This window comes from Polyangium jinanense, from assembly GCF_028435265.1.
Taxonomy (GTDB): domain Bacteria; phylum Myxococcota_A; class Polyangia; order Polyangiales; family Polyangiaceae; genus Polyangium; species Polyangium jinanense.
On the sequence record NZ_JAGTJK010000005.1, the window covers coordinates 1 to 17648 of the forward strand.

General features: G+C 68.2%; 15 protein-coding genes. 7 read left to right on the plus strand and 8 right to left on the minus strand.

The window, feature by feature from the left end; all coding sequences use genetic code 11:
* Window positions 1-160: 160 nt before the first annotated feature.
* On the plus strand, window positions 161-652 hold the full coding sequence (locus tag KEG38_RS13025) for a hypothetical protein (protein ID WP_272419739.1): 492 nt from the start codon (window positions 161-163) through the stop codon (window positions 650-652).
* A gap of 222 nt (window positions 653-874) precedes the next feature.
* Here KEG38_RS13025 and KEG38_RS13030 read toward each other — a convergent pair whose 3' ends face one another.
* The gene (locus KEG38_RS13030; RefSeq protein WP_272419740.1) at window positions 875-1231 is read right to left on the minus strand and encodes a hypothetical protein; all 357 of its coding nucleotides are present in this window, start codon (window positions 1229-1231) and stop codon (window positions 875-877) included.
* A 313-nt stretch (window positions 1232-1544) separates the two neighbouring features.
* Between KEG38_RS13030 and KEG38_RS13035 the strand changes: the two genes are divergently transcribed.
* Window positions 1545-1712 (plus strand): hypothetical protein, encoded by a 168-nt coding sequence (locus tag KEG38_RS13035; RefSeq protein ID WP_272419741.1) that lies wholly within the window; start codon window positions 1545-1547, stop codon window positions 1710-1712.
* A 392-nt stretch (window positions 1713-2104) separates the two neighbouring features.
* On the opposite strand, the gene KEG38_RS13040 is transcribed toward KEG38_RS13035, so the two are convergent.
* The gene (locus KEG38_RS13040; protein WP_272419742.1) at window positions 2105-2443 is read right to left on the minus strand and encodes a helix-turn-helix domain-containing protein; all 339 of its coding nucleotides are present in this window, start codon (window positions 2441-2443) and stop codon (window positions 2105-2107) included.
* A gap of 185 nt (window positions 2444-2628) precedes the next feature.
* Between KEG38_RS13040 and KEG38_RS13045 the strand changes: the two genes are divergently transcribed.
* Window positions 2629-3774: a hypothetical protein gene (locus KEG38_RS13045; RefSeq protein WP_272419743.1), complete on the plus strand. Its 1146-nt coding sequence runs from the start codon at window positions 2629-2631 to the stop codon at window positions 3772-3774.
* A 10-nt stretch (window positions 3775-3784) separates the two neighbouring features.
* On the opposite strand, the gene KEG38_RS13050 is transcribed toward KEG38_RS13045, so the two are convergent.
* A complete protein-coding gene (locus KEG38_RS13050; RefSeq protein ID WP_272419744.1) occupies window positions 3785-4759 on the minus strand; it encodes a hypothetical protein in 975 nt (324 codons plus the stop codon).
* Window positions 4760-4906: 147 nt separating this feature from the next.
* Between KEG38_RS13050 and KEG38_RS13055 the strand changes: the two genes are divergently transcribed.
* A complete protein-coding gene (locus KEG38_RS13055) occupies window positions 4907-5980 on the plus strand; it encodes a sigma-70 RNA polymerase sigma factor region 4 domain-containing protein (RefSeq protein ID WP_272419745.1) in 1074 nt (357 codons plus the stop codon).
* A 102-nt stretch (window positions 5981-6082) separates the two neighbouring features.
* Here KEG38_RS13055 and KEG38_RS13060 read toward each other — a convergent pair whose 3' ends face one another.
* Window positions 6083-9271, minus strand: coding sequence for an amino acid adenylation domain-containing protein (locus KEG38_RS13060; RefSeq protein ID WP_272419746.1), 3189 nt, complete (start codon window positions 9269-9271; stop codon window positions 6083-6085).
* A gap of 185 nt (window positions 9272-9456) precedes the next feature.
* Between KEG38_RS13060 and KEG38_RS13065 the strand changes: the two genes are divergently transcribed.
* Entirely contained in the window at window positions 9457-9969 is a 513-nt protein-coding gene (locus KEG38_RS13065; RefSeq protein ID WP_272419747.1) for a DUF1993 domain-containing protein, read from the plus strand.
* A gap of 189 nt (window positions 9970-10158) precedes the next feature.
* On the plus strand, window positions 10159-11100 hold the full coding sequence (locus tag KEG38_RS13070; RefSeq protein WP_272419748.1) for a phosphotransferase: 942 nt from the start codon (window positions 10159-10161) through the stop codon (window positions 11098-11100).
* Between the two features lie 36 nt (window positions 11101-11136).
* Here the strand turns inward: KEG38_RS13070 and KEG38_RS13075 are convergent, their stop codons facing one another.
* Genes KEG38_RS13075 through KEG38_RS13085 form a run of 3 tightly spaced genes read right to left on the minus strand, consistent with a single transcriptional unit; the run spans window position 11137 to window position 16471 of the window.
* The gene (locus KEG38_RS13075; protein WP_272419749.1) at window positions 11137-12333 is read right to left on the minus strand and encodes a PEGA domain-containing protein; all 1197 of its coding nucleotides are present in this window, start codon (window positions 12331-12333) and stop codon (window positions 11137-11139) included.
* Window positions 12330-14894, minus strand: coding sequence for an FG-GAP repeat domain-containing protein (locus tag KEG38_RS13080; RefSeq protein ID WP_272419750.1), 2565 nt, complete (start codon window positions 14892-14894; stop codon window positions 12330-12332). The genes KEG38_RS13075 and KEG38_RS13080 overlap by 4 nt, the downstream gene beginning before the upstream one ends.
* Complete coding sequence (locus tag KEG38_RS13085; protein WP_272419751.1) at window positions 14894-16471, minus strand: serine/threonine-protein kinase; 1578 nt, start codon at window positions 16469-16471, stop codon at window positions 14894-14896. Before KEG38_RS13085 ends, KEG38_RS13080 begins: the two co-directional genes overlap by 1 nt.
* 384 nt (window positions 16472-16855) lie before the next feature.
* Between KEG38_RS13085 and KEG38_RS13090 the strand changes: the two genes are divergently transcribed.
* Window positions 16856-17419 (plus strand): hypothetical protein, encoded by a 564-nt coding sequence (locus tag KEG38_RS13090; protein ID WP_272419752.1) that lies wholly within the window; start codon window positions 16856-16858, stop codon window positions 17417-17419.
* A 20-nt stretch (window positions 17420-17439) separates the two neighbouring features.
* On the opposite strand, the gene KEG38_RS13095 is transcribed toward KEG38_RS13090, so the two are convergent.
* Window positions 17440-17643, minus strand: coding sequence for a hypothetical protein (locus KEG38_RS13095; RefSeq protein ID WP_272419753.1), 204 nt, complete (start codon window positions 17641-17643; stop codon window positions 17440-17442).
* Window positions 17644-17648: the final 5 nt, after the last annotated feature.

The following is a 17648-nucleotide window of genomic DNA, read 5'->3' on the forward strand; positions in this document are numbered from 1 at the left end:
TCGCCCCACGAAACTCCGACCTCACCCCCGCTCCAATCTCACCACCCGCAATCCTGGCATCCCCCTTGCACAAAGCCCTCGCACGCACCGACGTCACCCACGTCGGACTTTCATTCGACGCACCATCACCCTTCCCCCGAGGAAGAGGAGACCATCCCCCATGAGTGATTCCAAGCATCCCCAGCCCGGCGATCGCAGCATCGACGTCACCGATCTCGACCTCGTCGACATCACCCCCGATCACATTGCCCGGTTGAGCAAGCTCCGCGACGGGTACGCGAGCGCCATCAAGGCCATTCTCCTTGCAGACCCCGCGGTTCGGCAGCGGGCCGGCCTCAGTGAGATCGAGGTCGCCGAGCTCGGAGCGGACTGGGAAACGTCCAAGCGTATCGACGAGGTCGTGCCCGCGGTCGAGAAGCTCCTCGAGCTCCTCCACGAGACGCGCCTCATGCGCAATCACGCGATTGCGTTCCGCCTCGGCGAGATGGCGCATCAGGTACGGCGTCGGGCCGACCGGCTACCCAATGGCACGGAGGTGGCCGCCCCGTTCGAGCCGCTCCTCGCGTATCACTTCGCCGTCGGCCAGAAGATCGCCGCCATGCGCGAAAAGAACAAGAAGGCCGCGGAGAAGACCAAGCCCTCCCCGGCCTGAGCCACAGGCACCCGCCTCCCTAAGAGGGTGTTCCACAGACGTCGTCGGCCCCAGAACCTCACCCCCCCGACCCCCTCTCCGCGCGGCGGAGAGGGGGCGAAAGGCGCTGGATCGAGCCGGAAACTCCCTCCCTCTCCACCGTGTGGAGAGGGAGGGTTGGGGTGGGTGAGGTCCGTACGCCTGCGGAACACCCTCGAAGCTCCAGGCCGCTCGCGGCGGTCCTCAACAGCCTGCGAGACCTTCCGAAAAGGCTCTCGACAAGCGCAGGGCGACCTCTCGGCTCGGCAAGCCAAGGTCCTCGATGAGCTCGAGATCCACCGGTTTGTCAGCGGAGAGCAGGAGCTCCCTGGCCGCCTTTCGACGTGCGGCGGCCAGGGCGCGCCGCGCCTTTTCGTCGAGCTTGCTCTCGACCCAGGAGGCGATCCTCCAGGCGAGCGCCGCATGTCTCGTCTCGTCCGCCGCGATCACCTGCATCGCTCGACGCACCTTCGGATCCCGCGCGTGGGCCGCCTGGAACGTTGCGATCAGCGCTCCGTAGGCCTCGCGAACACATCCCTCCACGGCGTTTTCCCTCGCCATCGCTCGGAGCGTTCGCGCCCGCCTTCGACGCACGTTCGGGGCCAGATACTCCCCCCCGAACCTTTGGGCTAGACGTCTCGTCGTGCGCGTATGCCGCCGCTCGTCCTCGGCGCTCCGTTTCGCGAGCGAAATCAAATCGTCCGGCGCGCCGTGCTTCGCAAGCTCCTCAGCCAAACCTTCGAAAGCCTCCACGCTCGCCGCTTCGAGCGCCGCGGATCCGGCCAGGTATCGCCCCGCCAAACGTCTCGAACGACCCCCACGCGGCCCCGCATATCCCGCAGGCCTCCGCCCACAGGGGTGAAAACCCGTCATCGTGCAGACAACCTCGCACCTGTCCGCGGTCGCGTGGATCGGGCAATCACCCATCGGGTTGAATGCCGTGCAACGCGCCTGGCAGGAGCCGAAATCAGGCATGGCCACGCTCGCGCCGCCGTCCTCGCTTGCGTCCGCGCTCGTCCCCGCATCGACGAGACCTGCCTGAACGAGCCTCGCCCTCGTGGATTCACGCCCCTCGGGCGTCTGGGCCTCCCACGCCTTTTGCGCCTCCTCCTCCGTCGGACAGGAGTGGTGCCTTTCCTCCGTGAAAGGATGCGAGCCACAATCGTAGCTGCCTCCCCCGCTCCCTCCCCCGCAACCGACCGCCACAGCCGCCACGCTCGCCGGCGGAACGGCGAGCGTGGCGATCAAACGAAACATTTTCGATAAGGCACGCGGATCCTGGAGACGCGCTTTCATGGCTTCGTCATCTATATCATGTCCACCTCCTTGGAGGTGACGATCCCGTCCATCGTGTCGAGCAAGCCGCAAGCGCCCTTCGACCCGCGGGGGCCGTGTTCAGGGCTTTCGGGCGCTCGCTGCGTTTCTCCGCACCGGCTAATTCCTCATCCGCTTCAACGTCTCCCGCACCTCCGCGAGCTCCCGCGCGAGCGCGTCCGGTGACAGCTTTCTCCAGCGCTCCACCATCCGCGCCATCGGGTGTTCGTCCGGGAACGTGACCAGGATCATCGGCTGCACACGGAGCGCTTTCGCAATCAGAACCAGCGTCTCGAAGTTGATTCGCACGAGCCCCTGCTCGATGCTCGACAGGTGTCCCTTGTTGAGCCCACTCGCATCGGCGAGCTCGACCAGGGTCATGACACGTTCGGCGCGGAGCAAGCGGATCCGCGCGCCGATCTTGGCGGAGATGGGGTCAGGGGTGTTCCTTCGCGGCATGGTGGTCTCCTCGGATGTCTCGGTCGGGAGGTTGCCCCGACAGACTCCCCCCTTACCACCACCACCGCCCCTGGACAAACGTTTTTCGGTTGTCGGGGCACATGAACGGACGATTTCCTGGCGGACAGCCCGCCTGGTTTGTCCGCGGTTGCCTCTCGGCCCGCCGGCGCGGTAGCATCCCGCCCATGATGCGCGTTCGTCTCTTCTTCGCTGTTGGGCTCGCGACGGCTGCCACCGTCGCCTCTCTGGTCGCCTCCGGGTGCTGGTTCAACGACATGGCCATCGGGTCCGACTGCCCGCCGGATCAGCCGCGGGAGTGTTGCCTCTGCCCCTGGCCCGAGGATTGCCCGGACGGTGCTCCTCCGACGCCCCCCGAGTGCGTCGATGGCGGCACCGAGGCTGGGGATGGGTCGCTCTCCTTATGTACGGATGGCACGTGCGTCGTCCCTGCTCCCGACTGGGATCCCGTGTTTCTCGCGGAGGGCGCGGAGATCAGCGTGCCCGTTTGTCCGGAGAACGCGCCCGAGATCGCCTTCGAAGGAAGGCCCGCGCCGGCGTGGGGGCCCGTCTGCCCGACGTGCACGTGTGATGCCCCGGTGGGAGGAGGATGCCAGGTACCCACGACGTGGACCGTGACCTCCGATGCATGCACGGGCGGCGGTGTCCAGACCAATTTCGACCCTCCTGCGGATTGGGAAGGCACATGTTCCGCGACGAACTCGATCCCGGAGGGGCTCCAGTGCGGCGGCGTGCCCTGTGTCGGAGGGATCCTGATCTCCGCGCCCACGATAGAGGAGCCGCCCTGCACGCCGCGCGGCAGTGATCCTCCGCCCGAAGTGCCCCACTTCGCGCCCGGAGGTTTTGCCGCACGGTTTGCCCGCGCCTGCGCCCGTACACCTTGGTCTGCGTGTGAAGGCGCGGATGAGGTTTGTCTCCCGCACACGGGCGCGCCGTTCGCCACGTGCGTGATGCACGAGGGAGACGAGACGTGCCCCGAAGGCTGGCCGGACAAGCACCTCCTCTATGGAGAGGTCGACGATCAACGGCAGTGCGAGGCGTGCTCGTGCGACCCGCCGACGGGCGCGACGTGCTCCGTCAAGGTGCACGTGTACAGCGAGGCGGCGTGCACCGTGCAGCGATTGGAGGTTGACATCTCGCCCGAGATGGGGGGTGGTTGTCACCCCCTCATGTCCGGGGTCGCGCTCGCTGGCATCGCCGCCGAGGTGCTCGACTACCAGCCGGGCACCTGCGAACCGCACGGCAGCGAGCCGGTCGGGGACGTCTTCCTCACGGGCGCGACAACGTTCTGCTGCCGCGAGCCCGTGAGCTGATCGTGCAGCGTCAGAACCAGTAGAGGAGCGACGCCCCGAAGTTCGCTGTGACGGGCGCCGTGTGCCACCGGATCGGGTCGTCTGCCTCCTTGACCCGCGGGCGATAGAGGATGGATGCGATCTCGGCGTCCACGCGTACCTTCAGACGATCCCCGATCGGATGCTCCAGCAGCCCACGGGCGGCGAGGCCGAGGAAGGCGCGACGGCTCGGCATCGGGTACGTCCGGTTTGTCGTCTCCATCCACGTGGCTCCACCCAGGACGACTCCGCAGAGCCCGAACACTCCGCGCTGATAACAGGGCCCGAGTGTCGTCGACACGGTCTGCGCGCGGACCTGCGTCTCTCCGAGCGGCCGCGTGAGCAGCGGGAACGTCGCGCGCGCATGCGCTTCGAGGGTCCACCGCTCTGCCAAACGAAATCCGCCGCCGAGCTGCACACCGCCGACGACCTCGGGCGCGATGCCCACCGCGAACAGCCCGCCGGCCCCGAGGAACCAAAGGCGTTCGATCGGCACCGCAGGCGCGGGCGGCTTCGGGGGCGCGGGGGGCGGCGGATCCGCGGGCGGAGGCGGGCTCGGCGAAGGGCAGGGCTCCGGCGCTTTTGCAGGCGCGGGCGGCTCCTCCGGGGGCGCCTCGCGGTTCTCCATCCAGAGCGCCGCGGCGAGCGCCGCCTTGTAGAGCACCTCGTGGCAACACATCGCCGCCGGATATTCGCGGTGGACCGTGTCGAGCACGTGGCCGTCCGGATCCGTGAACACGAGATCGACGCCGTATCCGCCCGTGGTTGTCCGGACGATACGCGCCGAAAGGACCCGCGACGCAGGTGGATCGAGGAGCGGCCGTGCGAGCACGAGATCGAGCAGGCCCTCGAATTCCTGGAGGCGGTCGCAGGCCGGGAGCTGCTTTGCGGAGAGCTCCACCCGGTAGTGGGACTCCTCGGCGTGCGCGGGGGCTTCGGCCAAGAGGGCGAGCGTGAGAGCCGGCACCGCCAAACCGAGTCTCGGTCGCTGTTTGGTTCGGTAAAACACTGTCGCCCGGATTTTTTCGGGGTGCATGTCGATCGTTGAAGGGATTTGGGTCTCGTCGACCCTCTATGGGTGAGGGGACGCTGTCGCGACCCGAGAGGTTTTACCGTGAACCAACCCAAAAAAGAAGAATTCGATGAGCTCAGGGAGCTCGTCCCGATTCTTTATGAGCGAGCACGAGCAAAGGGCGTTCACGATCAGGACGCAGACGATGTCATCGCCAATGTTTTCGTCGACGTTTGTGCACGAGAGGATCCGCTCCCGAGCGCGCCGGACGAACGGAAAAGAATCTTTCTGGCCATCCTGAGTTTCCGCGTCCTTTCGCACATCAAGGAGCGCAGGGCGCTGGCACGGCAGGAGCTCGTGGAGGGGCCCGCCTTGGAGCTGCTCGCGGCCGATCCGCGCGACGCGATCGCGGCTTTGGAGGAGCGTCAGCGCATCGAGCGGATCTGGCCGCTCTTGCGACTGGAGTATCGGCGGGCGATCGAGGGCAATGCGCTCGGGGAAAACGCCGAGGAAACCGCGGAAAGGATCGGCGCGAGCGTGAAGTCGGTCGAGACGTGGCTGCGTCGTGGCCGAAGAATGGCTCGTATCGAGCTGGCGGCGCTCGACAGGATCAAGAGACCCCGCGGCATTCGCACCGTGGTGGTCCTGGTCGGGCTCGGGAGTTTCCTCGCGGCGGCGAGGGTCGTCGAGGCATTCGAGGCATGGATGCGCGGGTTCTTCCGTGTCAACGCGCGGGCGCTCGGCGTGCCGCTCCGCGTGGTACCGAGCGTCGCGGCCGGTGTCCTTGCATTGGCCATCACGCAGCAAAAGCCATCCGCCTCGGCCCATGAATCGGGGGCGGTCGTGGTGCAGGCGGAGCCGAGGGGGAGCGCGGCGCCGAAGACGGAATCGAGTGCAGATGCGGGTCCTCCCGTCGTGGATGCGCCATCCGTCACGCGCGTGGTCGCGCCGGAGAGGCGGGCGCCGATGGCAGGCCATTCGTCGGGTGCGGGAAAAGCCGATGACCCTGCGTCACCCGATACATGCCTTTTCAAGGCGAAGGCCGCATTGCGACGCGGCAACGCCCGGAGAGCGCTGGAGCTCGTGGAGCTCGACGCGCGCGAGAGGCCGCAGGCTGACGAGGATCGGGAGAACCTACGCGCGGCGGTGCTTCGGGCCTTGGCCGTACAGCGCTGACGACCGGATCGGGTTCGTCGGAAAGTTACGTTGCGCGCTCCCGGGAGGGCGCGAGGGCACCTCTCTGGGCGAGCTGTGCCCTGCGCCCTTCCGGGAGCCTTTTTATCCCACGGTCGCCCGGAGATACGGAAATGCGGGGATCGTGAGGTAAATCCGCGCGCGCTGCACGTTTGCGAAGGACGGCTCGATCCCGAGCTCGGCAAAAACCTCGCCCATGACCCGGCTCCGATCGAATCGCTCGTAGATCGCGCGCACCGAATCGTCCGGGACCGACGCCGGATACCGGATCGACCTCGGCGCGACCCGGAAGCGGCCGTCGGTGCCACGAATGTAGCTGCGTTGCTCGGTGATCGCGCGCTCGAACCGCGTTTGCAGGAAGGCCGCATTGAGCTCCTGCTCCGACTTCCGCGGCCTCGGCGTGTCCCTGCGCTGCAGATAGAACCACAGCATCGGCGACTTCTCGTGCATCAGGAGGTTCGACACGCGCCAACGGTCGAGGTCGGGCATCTTGTCGTAAAGGCGCTGGATGTCGGGGTCGGAGTAGGACATCTCCCAGAAGATGCTCTCCGCTCGATATTTGGCGTACAGGCTGATGCAGGGGCGGACGAGCTCGAGGTCGCATCCCTCCGCCATTTCGGCCAGCGAATCGACGGTGTAGCTGTGCTCGACCGGGTTGATGAGCAGATCGGCGAAGTCGGACTCCTCCCAGTCGCGGTGGCGGCTGATGAACCTCGCCATCGTATTGTCGAGCGCGAACCCCGCGGCGAGCCGCTTGGCCACGGCATAGTCGTTCGCCGACAGCCCGCGCGTCATGATCCGGATCGCCTTCTGGAACGCGCTCGTGATCGTGCGGTGAAACCGGTTGTAGACGAGCAGCTCCAGCAGGCCGTCGGGTTTCATCGCGCGCGACAGTCGCGAGAGCGCGTGGGCGGGGTCATAGGTGTGGTGAATGACGCCCGTGCACACGACGTGGTCGAATGCTCCCTCGTAGGGCGCGTCATTGATGCTCTCCAGCTTGAGCTCCAGGTTTTTCACGCCGAGCTCGGCCGCGCTTTCCGCGCAGATCTCGAGCGATTTGGTGGATAGGTCGGTCCCGAGCACCCGGGCCTTGGGGAAGCGCAGGGCCGTCAAGAGCGCCTGGTTGGTCCCGCACCCGGCGACCCAGATCGACGCCTCTCTGGGCAGGGCGCGATGCTCGTAATCGCCGACCTCCTGGCTCACCATGACCGTCTCGAAATCGGGGTCGGCGAGCGTCTCGAACTTGGAGCTATTCCACGGCCAGGGAAAACGGCTGTAGAAGTCGCCGACCATGTCGTCGACCGCGGCGATGGACTCGGCAGACGGAAGGTTCTCCTCGTCGCTGCGCCTCGCCGTCCGCGCGCCCGGCGAGGCGCTTCGCTCTGCCATGGCGAGGTCGAACGGGAGCGCCGGGAGGTCGGGGGGCGGCTCCGCCTGCGCCTCATCGCTCCCGAGGCGCACGGCCGCGCTCGCGCGGGCCTGCTCGATGCTGCGGGCGAGCGCGGCGATCGTCCGGTTTTCGAAGATGCTGCGCATGTTGAGGTCGACGCCGAAGGATTCGCGGATCTGCAGGATGATCCGATTGCCGAGCAAGGAGTGCCCGCCGAGCTCGAAGAAATCGTCGTCGATACCCACGTGCGAGAGCCCGAGCGAGCGCGCCCATATCGCCGCGAGCTCGACCTCCGCGGGCGTGCGCGGCGGCGCCGACGCGCTTCCCACCGTTTGCCGCACGTCTTCGAGGGACGGCAAGGCGGCCGTATCCACCTTCCCGTTCGAAGTGAGCGGCAGGCTGGGGACGTGGACGAAAAAGCTCGGGACGATGTCCTGGCTGACGAGCGAAGTCATGAAGCTCCGCAGGACACCGGGCGCGAGCGGCATTTCGGACGTGTAATAGGCGACGAGGGCGCCATGGCCGCTCTCATCCTCCCGGAGCACGACGACGCTGTCGCGCACTTTCGGGTGCCGCTGGAGGAGCGCCCGCATACCCGCGAGCTCGACGCGATGGCCGGCGAATTTGATCTGCGTGTCGCTTCGACCGAGGAATTCGAGATCACCCTCCGGGAGCCGCCGCGCGAGATCGCCCGTCTTGTAGAGGATCTCGGAAGGCGCGCGAGGGTTTTCCAAAAAGCTGCCCTGCGCCTCGGCGGGATTCCCGAGGTAGCCCGTCGCCAGGCAATCGCCGGCGAGGTAAAGCTCGCCGGTCGTGCCGTCCGGCACCGGCGCGCGCGACGGGTCGAGGACGTAGGCCCGCGTATTGGGTAGCGGCCGGCCAATGGGGACGCTGTCGAGGCTATCCCGGTGAGGATCGAATGGGTGGACGATGCAGCCCACGGTCGCCTCCGTGGGGCCGTATTCGTTGAAAATCTCGAGGTGCGGCCCGAAGCTCTCCAGCGCGCGCCGCGCGAGCTTCGTCGACAGCGCCTCGCCCCCCACGATCATTCGCCGGATACGGCTGCCCCGGTTGTCACGCGAAACGACGAGCGAGAGGTGGCTCGGGGTGAGCTTGAGGGTATCGATGCGCTCGTCGTGGACGGCGGCCATCAGGGACGCGATGGGCGAAGCGCCCGGATACACGATGATGCGGCCGCCCGCGAGCAGCGGGACGAAGAGGGACGTCACCGTCAGATCGAAGGCCAGCGATGAATACAAAGGAAACGTCGCGGCGCCCGCGCCGGCGTAGAGCTCCTTCGCGCACCAGGCATAACTCGTGAGGGCGCGGTGCGGGATCACCACGCCCTTGGGATCCCCGGTGGTGCCCGAGGTATAGATGATGTACGCAGGGTCCTCGGGGGAGGGGACCGTCGGGAGGGGCTCGGTCTCGGCCGGATCCAGCAAGAGCTCCGGGAGAAAAGCCACGCGTGCAGGGATCTCGCCGAGCCCCTGCGAAATCGACGGCTCGGTCAGCAGGACCGAGAGGCCGGCGTCGCCCACGATGAACCTGGTGCGGGCGTGCGGATGCGCCGGATCGAGCGGTACGTACGCGGCGCCCGCCTTCAAGATGCCCAGCATGGCCACGGGGACATCCGCCGTGGGGTCGAGGAGAATCCCGACCTTGCTCCCCGGCCCGATCCCCCAGCGTCGGAGCCTGCACGAGAGCCGATTCGCTCGCTCGGCGAGCGCCGCATACGTGAGGTTCACCTGCCCGCAGGTGACGGCGACCGCGCGTGGGGTCCGCTCGACCTGCTGCTCGAAGAGCCGGTGCACCGGCTCGGCTCGGGGGTATTGCGCTGCGTTGTGATCCAAATTGAAACGTGAAGTCGTCCGCTCGTTCACCACATCACCGTCCAGTCCCCCCTCTCGCGTGCCCCACAGGAACAGAGGTCTCTGCCCTGTCAAGGGAGAAGCAGGAAATCGCAATGCGGCGGGTATTGCGGGCCTGGCGGGCTGCCCGCGCATCGGCCTTTGGCGTATCCGCGGCGCGTGCTACACCCGTTCCCGCTCTACCCAGGAGATGACCCATGAACCTCTATGATCCTTTCGTGCCGCAACTCATCCAGATCGTGGGCCAGGCGCGTGCGTGGCTCGACAAGGCCCAGGCGCTTGCCGAGCAAAAGAAGTTCGACGTCAACGTGCTCCTCGGCTGTCGTCTCGCGCCGGATCAGTATCCGCTCGTGAGGCAGTTCCAGGCCATCAGCGACGGCGCCAAGTTCACGGCCGCGCGCCTGGCCGGGGTCACGCCGCCCGTGTTCGAGGACAACGAGAAGACCGTCGACGAGATCCGCGCCCGCCTCGACAGGACGATCGCGTGGCTGAAGACCCTCGAGCCCGCGCAGTTCGAGGGCGCCGAGGCCCGCACCATCACCCTGCCGTTCGCGCCGGGCAAGGGGCTCAAGGGCATGGACTTCCTCGTCAAGATGGCCCTGCCAAACTTCTACTTCCACGCCACCACGGCCTACGCGATCCTCCGCCACAACGGCGTGGACGTGGGCAAGCTCGACTTCATCGGCGAGCTGCCGTTCTTCGACGTCTGACCTCGCTCCGCCGATCCCGCCGGACGAAGACCCTCCGCGGTCGTCCGTCGAAAGCCCGCATCACCCCCACTTGCCGCTCCCACGCCCGAGCACGGTCGTGATCGCCGGATCGCGAAGACGGCCCACCCCAAACGTGACACCCTGACGCTCGAACGGGCCGCAATCCCTTCCCCGTCGAGCGAGCCGATCATGACCCTCGAAGATCTCCTCCCCCCGGACCTCAGAGGACCCAACACCACGATCACCCCGATCGCCGCGGGGCTCTCGGGCGCCGGCGTCCACCGCGTCGACGCGGCGGGACAGGCGTTCGTGCTCAAGGTCGCCGCGGAGAGCGAGAGCGCCGAGGATTGGCGGAGTACGCTCCACATCCAGCGGCTTGCCGCAGACGCGGGCCTCGCGCCTCGGGTCATCCACGTCGACGAGCCGAGGCGCGCGGTCCTCACCGAATTCGTCGCCGACCGTTCGTTCGCGGCCTTTTATCGGGATCCGCAGACCCACGAGGCCGCGCTCACCCTGCTCGGCCGCACCGTGCGCCGCATCCACGCGCTCCCGATTCCCGGCGTCGCGCCCATGCGTGATCCCCGCGAGTTCCTCACCCAGCTATGGAACCAGGTCCTTTCCGGCTTCCCCCTCCCGGGTTTCATCGCCCGTGCCGTCGAGCGCGTGCTCGCCGAGGCTCCTCCGATACGTGAGGGCGCCCTGGTCCTCGGCCACAACGATCTCAATCCCTCCAATTTCGTCTATGACGGCGAGGCGATCCTGGTGCTCGATTGGGCCGCCGCCGGGCCGATGGACGCGTATTACGATCTCGCGGTGATCGCCGTCTTCCTGCGCATGGACGGGGGCACCTGCCTGCGCCTGCTCTCGGCCTACGAAGGCAAGCCTATCGCCGAGCTCCCGAAGCGCTTTCTGTACATGCGCCGGCTGGCGGCGGCGCTCGCCGGCGCGATGCAGCTCTTCCTCGCCTGCCAGATGAACCACGCGGGGGCCACCGGCGCCGAGACGCCCGAATCGACGCTCTCGCTCGGCGAATTCTATCAGCGAATGATGACCGGCGCGCTGAAGCTCGGCACGGCGGAGGGGCAGTGGGCGTTTGGTCTCGCGCTGCTGAAAGAGTGCCTCGCGCTCTGAGCCGCACGCCAGCCGCGGGGGCGGGGAGGACCTCCGTCAAAACCGCCCGCCCACGCCGATCCACGCCCCACCCGGCATCGGCACCACCCGCGCAAAACGCTCCATGCGCGCCGTCTCCCCGGACCCCGCGGGCCCGGGCGTGGGGTTGTCGAACCAGTACGTTGCGATGGCGGCCACGCCGAACACCGTCGACATGGCGAACGAGCCGATCGCCCCGGTGCGCAGCACGTCCCGCGACGTGCGCGCCGATTCGTAGGCTTCGAGCGTGCCGAGGTCGATGTTCCCCTGCTCGGTGCGCGAAAGCAGCCGCTGCGCCGCGTCCTCCTGCAACGCGGAGCTCACGGCGAGCGCGAAGCCGGAGACGAAGGCCACGCCCGCGCCGACCACGAGCCCGTACGAGACGCGACGCTGGCGGGTCGTCGCGAGGGAGACGTCGAGGCGGTTCGTCCCGCCTCGCTCGATCATCACACGCAACGTGCGCGGATCGTGGCCACGTTTCGCGACGGTGACCACGTGCGCCCCGGAGGGCAGCTCGATCGGCGAAACGAGCGGCGCCTCGCCCTGCGAACGGCCGTCGACCTGGATCGAAGCGCCCCGCGGCGCCGTCACCGCGAGGAACGACGGACGCTCGCGCAGGTTGATCTCCACCGGCAAGATCGCCCCCTCCACGGCCACGATTTCACGCGTTTCTCCGATGAAACCCGGCGCCGAGACGACGACCGCATGTTTGCCCGCGGCGATGGCCTCGATCACGGGCACCGTCGTCCGCTCCGTGCCGTCGATCGTGATGACGGCGCCCGGCGTCTGCGTCGTGATCAAGAGCCGCGCCTTCGACACCGACGCTTCGATGTTCTTCTGCTCGAGGCTCGCCGCGATGGCCTGGAGCTCGCCGAGCGCGGCCACGACGTCGGCGCGGCGCCCTCCCTCGGGCACGAGCTCGAGATAGCTGCGGAAATGCGTGATCGCGGCCTCCAGCACGGCAGGATCACGCGCGACCGTGAAATGGCGGCGCTCGGCCTGCGCGAGCGAAAAAAGGACGGTCGGCCGTTCCGGCGTCAGGGCGTGCGCCGCCCGGAATGCGTCGACGGCGTCGGCATATCGACCCGCCTCATAAGCCTGCGCGCCCGCGGTGAACAGGATCCGCGCCTCCTCGACCGCATCCCCGGCGCGCGCCGGGCCCGCGAAGGCCGAGGCGAGCATCGCCGCGACGAGACCATACACGACGCGCTTCATTGGAGCTCCGGGATCGAGCGATACAGCTCGAACCCGTCCTCCGTCTGCACGGCGATATCGTCGACGCCGTCGTGATCAAAATCGGCCGCCGCGAGCGCGCGCACGTGCATGAGCGGCAACACCTGGACGGGCGCGGCGGTCGCGTCCCTGCCTGCGTCGAGCTCGTACCGATAGATGGCCTGGTCACTCGCAACCAGCACGTCGAACCCCTTTCCCCGCGGGGATTTTACGCACGTGAGCGCACGCACGCCCGAGCCGTCGGGGTCGAGCGGCGCTGACACTTGCGCGTCCTTCCCGAGGTCCCCCGTCTCGTTTCCCCACAGAATCACGAGAGAGCTCGGCGTGTCCGGGGAGCCGGTCCGGACGAGCGCGTCCTCGTGCCCGTCACCGTCGACGTCGGCGACGAGCAGGTCCGCGTCGATGGAGAGCGTCGCGGCGAACGGCTGCGCGGCGCGGGGCTGGAAGGTCGCCGACGCTTCATCGTAATCGGCGACCATCACAGCGGCCTGCTTCTGCTCGCCATGGGCTCCGACGAGGACGACCTCGTCGAGCCCGTCGTCGTTCAAGTCCGCCGCCGCGACGAGCGCGCCATGACGGAACAGGATCGCGTCCGTCCCCTCCACGGGGGAAAACCACGAATCGAGCGCCTCACTCGCAGCGGGCAATCCCGGCGGGCCGTCCTCGAAGGCCTCGACGCGGAACAGGCGCAGGTCGCGCGTCGCCGGATTCACGCCGAGTGCCGCGATGTCGGCCGTTTCATCGCCGAAATTCCCGAACGTGAGCGCGATGGGCAAGAACGAGCTGCCCTCGCCCCGCAAAGGCAAGGCCGGGTAGATGTTGCGCGACGTCCGCCCCTGGAGCACCGCCAGCGCGTCCGAATTGTGCGCCTCGGCCTCGAAGACGACGGCCACCTCCGCCATCGCGTTCATTCCCGTTTGCCCCACGTAATGACCCGCCGTGATCTGCTCGACCGACCCGGCCTCCACCGCGGCGACCGCCGACGTAGGCACGCCAAACGGTACGCCGAAGCTCAAAGCGATTTGATCGACGAGCTCCCCGTTTTCCCCGTTCTGCTCGCTGAAGACGATATCGTCGAGCAAATCGCCGTCGACATCGCCGACCGTGAGCAGCCGCGCGGAGCCATGCGTCGAGATGACGGCCGGGGAGAACACGCCGTCACCCGCGTTGTTCAAGAAATCGAGGTCGACGACGCCCGCCGTGCTCGCCACGACGTCGAGCGCGTCATTGCCGTTGAAATGCCCGATCACCGCCTCGGACCAGGCCGCCCCGAGGTTGCCATACGCGAGCTCGTACCCCGCCGGGCGAGAGATCACGATCCCGCGCGGGACGATGAAATCCACATGGCCGTCGGTGTTCAGGTCCGCCATCGCGAGCGGAAATGTGGCGTCACCCGCGGCCTCCGGCAGCATGTACGGCGCCGCCTCGTTTGGCATCCCCCCGTTTTTTTTCGAGACGAACGTGCCATCCCCGAGCCCGAGCGCGACGTACGTCTGCCCGCCCGCGCCCACGACGAGGTCGAGGTGCCCGTCCACGTCCACGTCGGCGACGAAGACCCCACGATCGATGGGGGCTTCCGGCGCGAGCTTCACGTCGAGGGGCGCGCCTCCCGTATTCCACTCCACCCCGAAATCGCCCAGCCTGCAAGGCGTGAACACGGGCACGGTCGTGGCCCCGCGATACGCGACGAGGATCTGCTTGCACGGCACGGCCTCGTCGAGCGCAGCGGCGAGCATGGGCACGGCGCCGATGACCTCCGCTTCGCCTCCCGGCATCGGCGAGAGCCCGGCGGGAGGGGTCCCGTCCGCCGCGATTCCCGTGAGCAACGCGCCGTTCTCGACCGAGTCGGTGAGCGCCACGATTTCGTCCCCCGGCGCATCCGGCAGGACGTCGACGAACAAGAGCCGCGCGGATGTCCCTTGGCTCAAGATGATCGAAGGGACCATCGCGAAGCGGGCTGCGTCTTCCGAGTACCCGCGCAGGATCGCCACGCCCTCGCGGTCCGCGAAGGCGATGTCGCGGTACGCTTCCCCCGTCCCAGCGCCGACGGTCGGAGCCGCGATCTCGAACGGGAGCTCGGTGAGCGTCTCGGACAGGGAGAACCCATGCGAGGAGAGCGCGCGCGCGGGCCGGAGTCCCGCGGCGTCCGGCGCGCCGAGCAGCAGGAGATCGGGCGCGCCGTCGAGATTAAAATCCCCCACGCGCAAGGACGTCGGCCAGGTGTACCCCACCCGCTCGCCCGTGGGCTCGATCGTGCCCGACGCGCGACGACAAACCCGATTGGACCCGCACCCGAAGCCAGCCGGGCACCCGGGCTCCGGGAGCGTGGGGTCACAGACGAAGCGGCACTCGTTTGTCGCGCCCATCGGCGCGCACGAGCCCGGCGCGGGCGCGTGGCCATCACAATCCTCGCCCGCCTCGACCACGAAATTGCCGCAAACGCCCTCCGACAACGTGGGCAGCGGCGCGCACGCGGGCGCCGCGAGGGCGAGCACGAGGGCGGCAAAGACGCGCGCAGGGGACCGAGCACCCGCGCGGCGCATCAGAAGGGCTCCAGGTCGCCCGGGACCTTTCCTTTGGGCCCGGTCCCGGCCTTCTGGGTGCGCAGCGTGGGCTTCGTCGGCTTGAGCTCGACGGCGAGGACACGATCGACGTTCGGTACCACCGTGACCTCGGCGGACGTGTATCCCTCCGCGACAAACCTGAGCTCGATCGGCGCCTGTCCTCGCTCGAACACGAGCGGGCCGGGCACCGTCCCGAGGAGTTCGGCGCCGCGATAGACGCGCGTCTCCTTCGGCGCGGACGAGACGTTGATCGTGACCTCGGTCCGCGCGGCCGAAGGCGAAGGCGCCGCGGAAGCCGGGGCCACCGCGGGGAGCACCTGCGCGGTCTCCGTGGGCGCCGCGGCCGGCGGAGGCTCGGGCGCGCGCGCGGACGCGGGCGTCGGCGCGGGAGGCGCGCGGTGCGAGAGGGTCACCAAAAACCCGATCGCGGCCGCGAGGGCCGGTGCGAGCCCGAGGACGACCCACCGCGAGGACCGACCGGACAAGGACGACACGCGCCCGCTGCCCAGCGATCTGGAAAGAGGCGCCTCGCTCGGGGTGTCCTGCGGCTCCTCCGCATTGCCTTCATGCTCCGTCTCGCCGGCTTCTTCCGGCGCGACGACGTCGATCCGCAGCGAGCTCGGCGCCGGGAGCGAGGGCACGCCGCTGGCCCCGCTTCGCGCCGAGACCCGCTCGATCCGCGCGACGAGCGCCTCGTTTCCCGGGGAAAACGGCGCGAGCGCGCGGGCGAGCTCCCCGACGTTCGTATATCTGTCGCTCGGCTCCTTTTCGAGGCAACGCACCAGGATCGCCTCGAGCGCGGGCGGCACGTCCGCGCGTACCTGCGCGAGCGGCTGCGGCGGATCGCGTACGACGGCCGCCATCATGTCCGCCATCGTGCGCGCGGGAAACGGCAGGCTCGCCGTGACGAGCTCGTACAGCACGACGCCGAGCGACCAGATGTCCGCGCGCGCATCGACGTCGGCCGCGCTGCGGAGCTGCTCGGGCGCCATGTAACTCGGCGAGCCGAAAATCTGGCCCGACTGCGTGAGCGCCGACGGCGCCGACGGCGTGTTCTGCGCGGCCATCTTGGAGACGCCGAAATCGAGGACCTTCACGATCTTCGTCTCGTCCGGCTTGCGGGCGAGAAACAGGTTCGCGGGCTTCAGATCGCGGTGCACGATCCCCACCGCGTGCGCCGCGGCGAGCGCGTCGCAGGCTTCGAGCACGTGGCCCACGGCGACGGAGATGTCGAGGGGGCCCTCGTCATGCAGCACATCGGCGAGGTCTTTCCCGTCGAGCAGCTCCATGACGATGTACGCGCCGCCTTCGGGCAGCACGCCGGCGTCCATCACGCGGGCGACGTGATCGCTCTGGATTTTGCCTGCGGCGCGCGCCTCGCGGATGAAGCGCGCGATCGCATCGGCGTCGTAAGCGGAGTCCTCGTGCAGGACTTTGACGGCGACCGGCTGCTCGAGGTCGACGTGCGTCGCCAGGAGCACGAGCCCCATTCCTCCCCGGCCGATCTCCCGCTCGATGCGGTATTTGCCGGCGATGACCTCCCCTACGGTCGCCACGTGTTTCCCCTCCGCTACGAAGCCGCGATCGACCGCGGCTTGCATCCCACGAGAATACACGAAGCGATAGTCCCCGTATGCTCGTCCGACTGTCAGAATTCTGCCTTCCCGCATCGGGAGCTTGGCGGGGGCCGCCTGCGCAAATTCCCAACGGACGTCGAGATCCTGCGATTCGGTCTTTCTCCTACAAAAGCGGGAAACTCCTGACCTCGATCGTCGCGCGAAATCAACCGAAGTGAAACGTCACCCAGGGACAATCGACGCGCCCTTCATCGATGGGCCACGTTCCGAAGGTAGAACCCGCGCGCGGTTCCGCTCGAGATCCCGTGGTGCATCGAACGAAGTCGCTGCCGAAAAGTTGGCCCACCGTGGGCGCCTGCTGTCATGCACGCGCAGGTGGATCTGCGCGCGCTCCCGCCCGATGTCCTGCTCGTCCTCCTTGCGGCGGCGGCGCTGCTCGCTTTGGTGCAGACCGCGCGGATTGCGTGGCGGGGCTTCTGGCGGCGGCGCACGATCGCGGTTCGGCGCGAGCGAGGCGCGGCGGGCGAGCTTCGCGCCGAGGGCCTGTTGCGCGACCTCGGCTTCACCATTCTGGGCCGGCAGGTGGCCGTCTCGTACGGCGTGCGGGTCGACGGCGATCCGGTGGCGATCGACCTGCGCGCCGATTACCTCGTGGGCTGGGGCGACAAGCGTTACGTGGCCGAGGTGAAGACGGGCCGCGCGGCGCCGCGGATCGACACACCCGGCACGCGCCGCCAGCTCCTCGAATACCGCATCGCGTTCGATGTGGACGGTGTCTTGCTGGTCGACGCCGAGGCGGAGCGGGTACACGCGGTGGAGTTTCCGCTCGGCGAAAGCGAATCTCCGCGGCCCTCGCGCCTGGCCTGGCTACTCGCGGGCGTTGCAATCGGCGCCATCGCTGCGACGACGGTGCGGTTCGCGCTCTGATCGGTCGGTCCGTCCGCCATTCAAGCCGGGGTCACGAACACGGTCGCCAGGAGCTCACCTCCCGGTGCGGCCTTGTACATCACCCGGATGACGCGGAACTTCGTCTCCTGCCCGTTCTGCTCGAGGAGGAGCAGTTCCCCTTCGCGCGGGATGGTGGGCCCGCGGAAGACCTGTATCAGCTCCCAGGATTCGTGGCAGATGCGGTGCAACGACGAGGACAACATGGCGT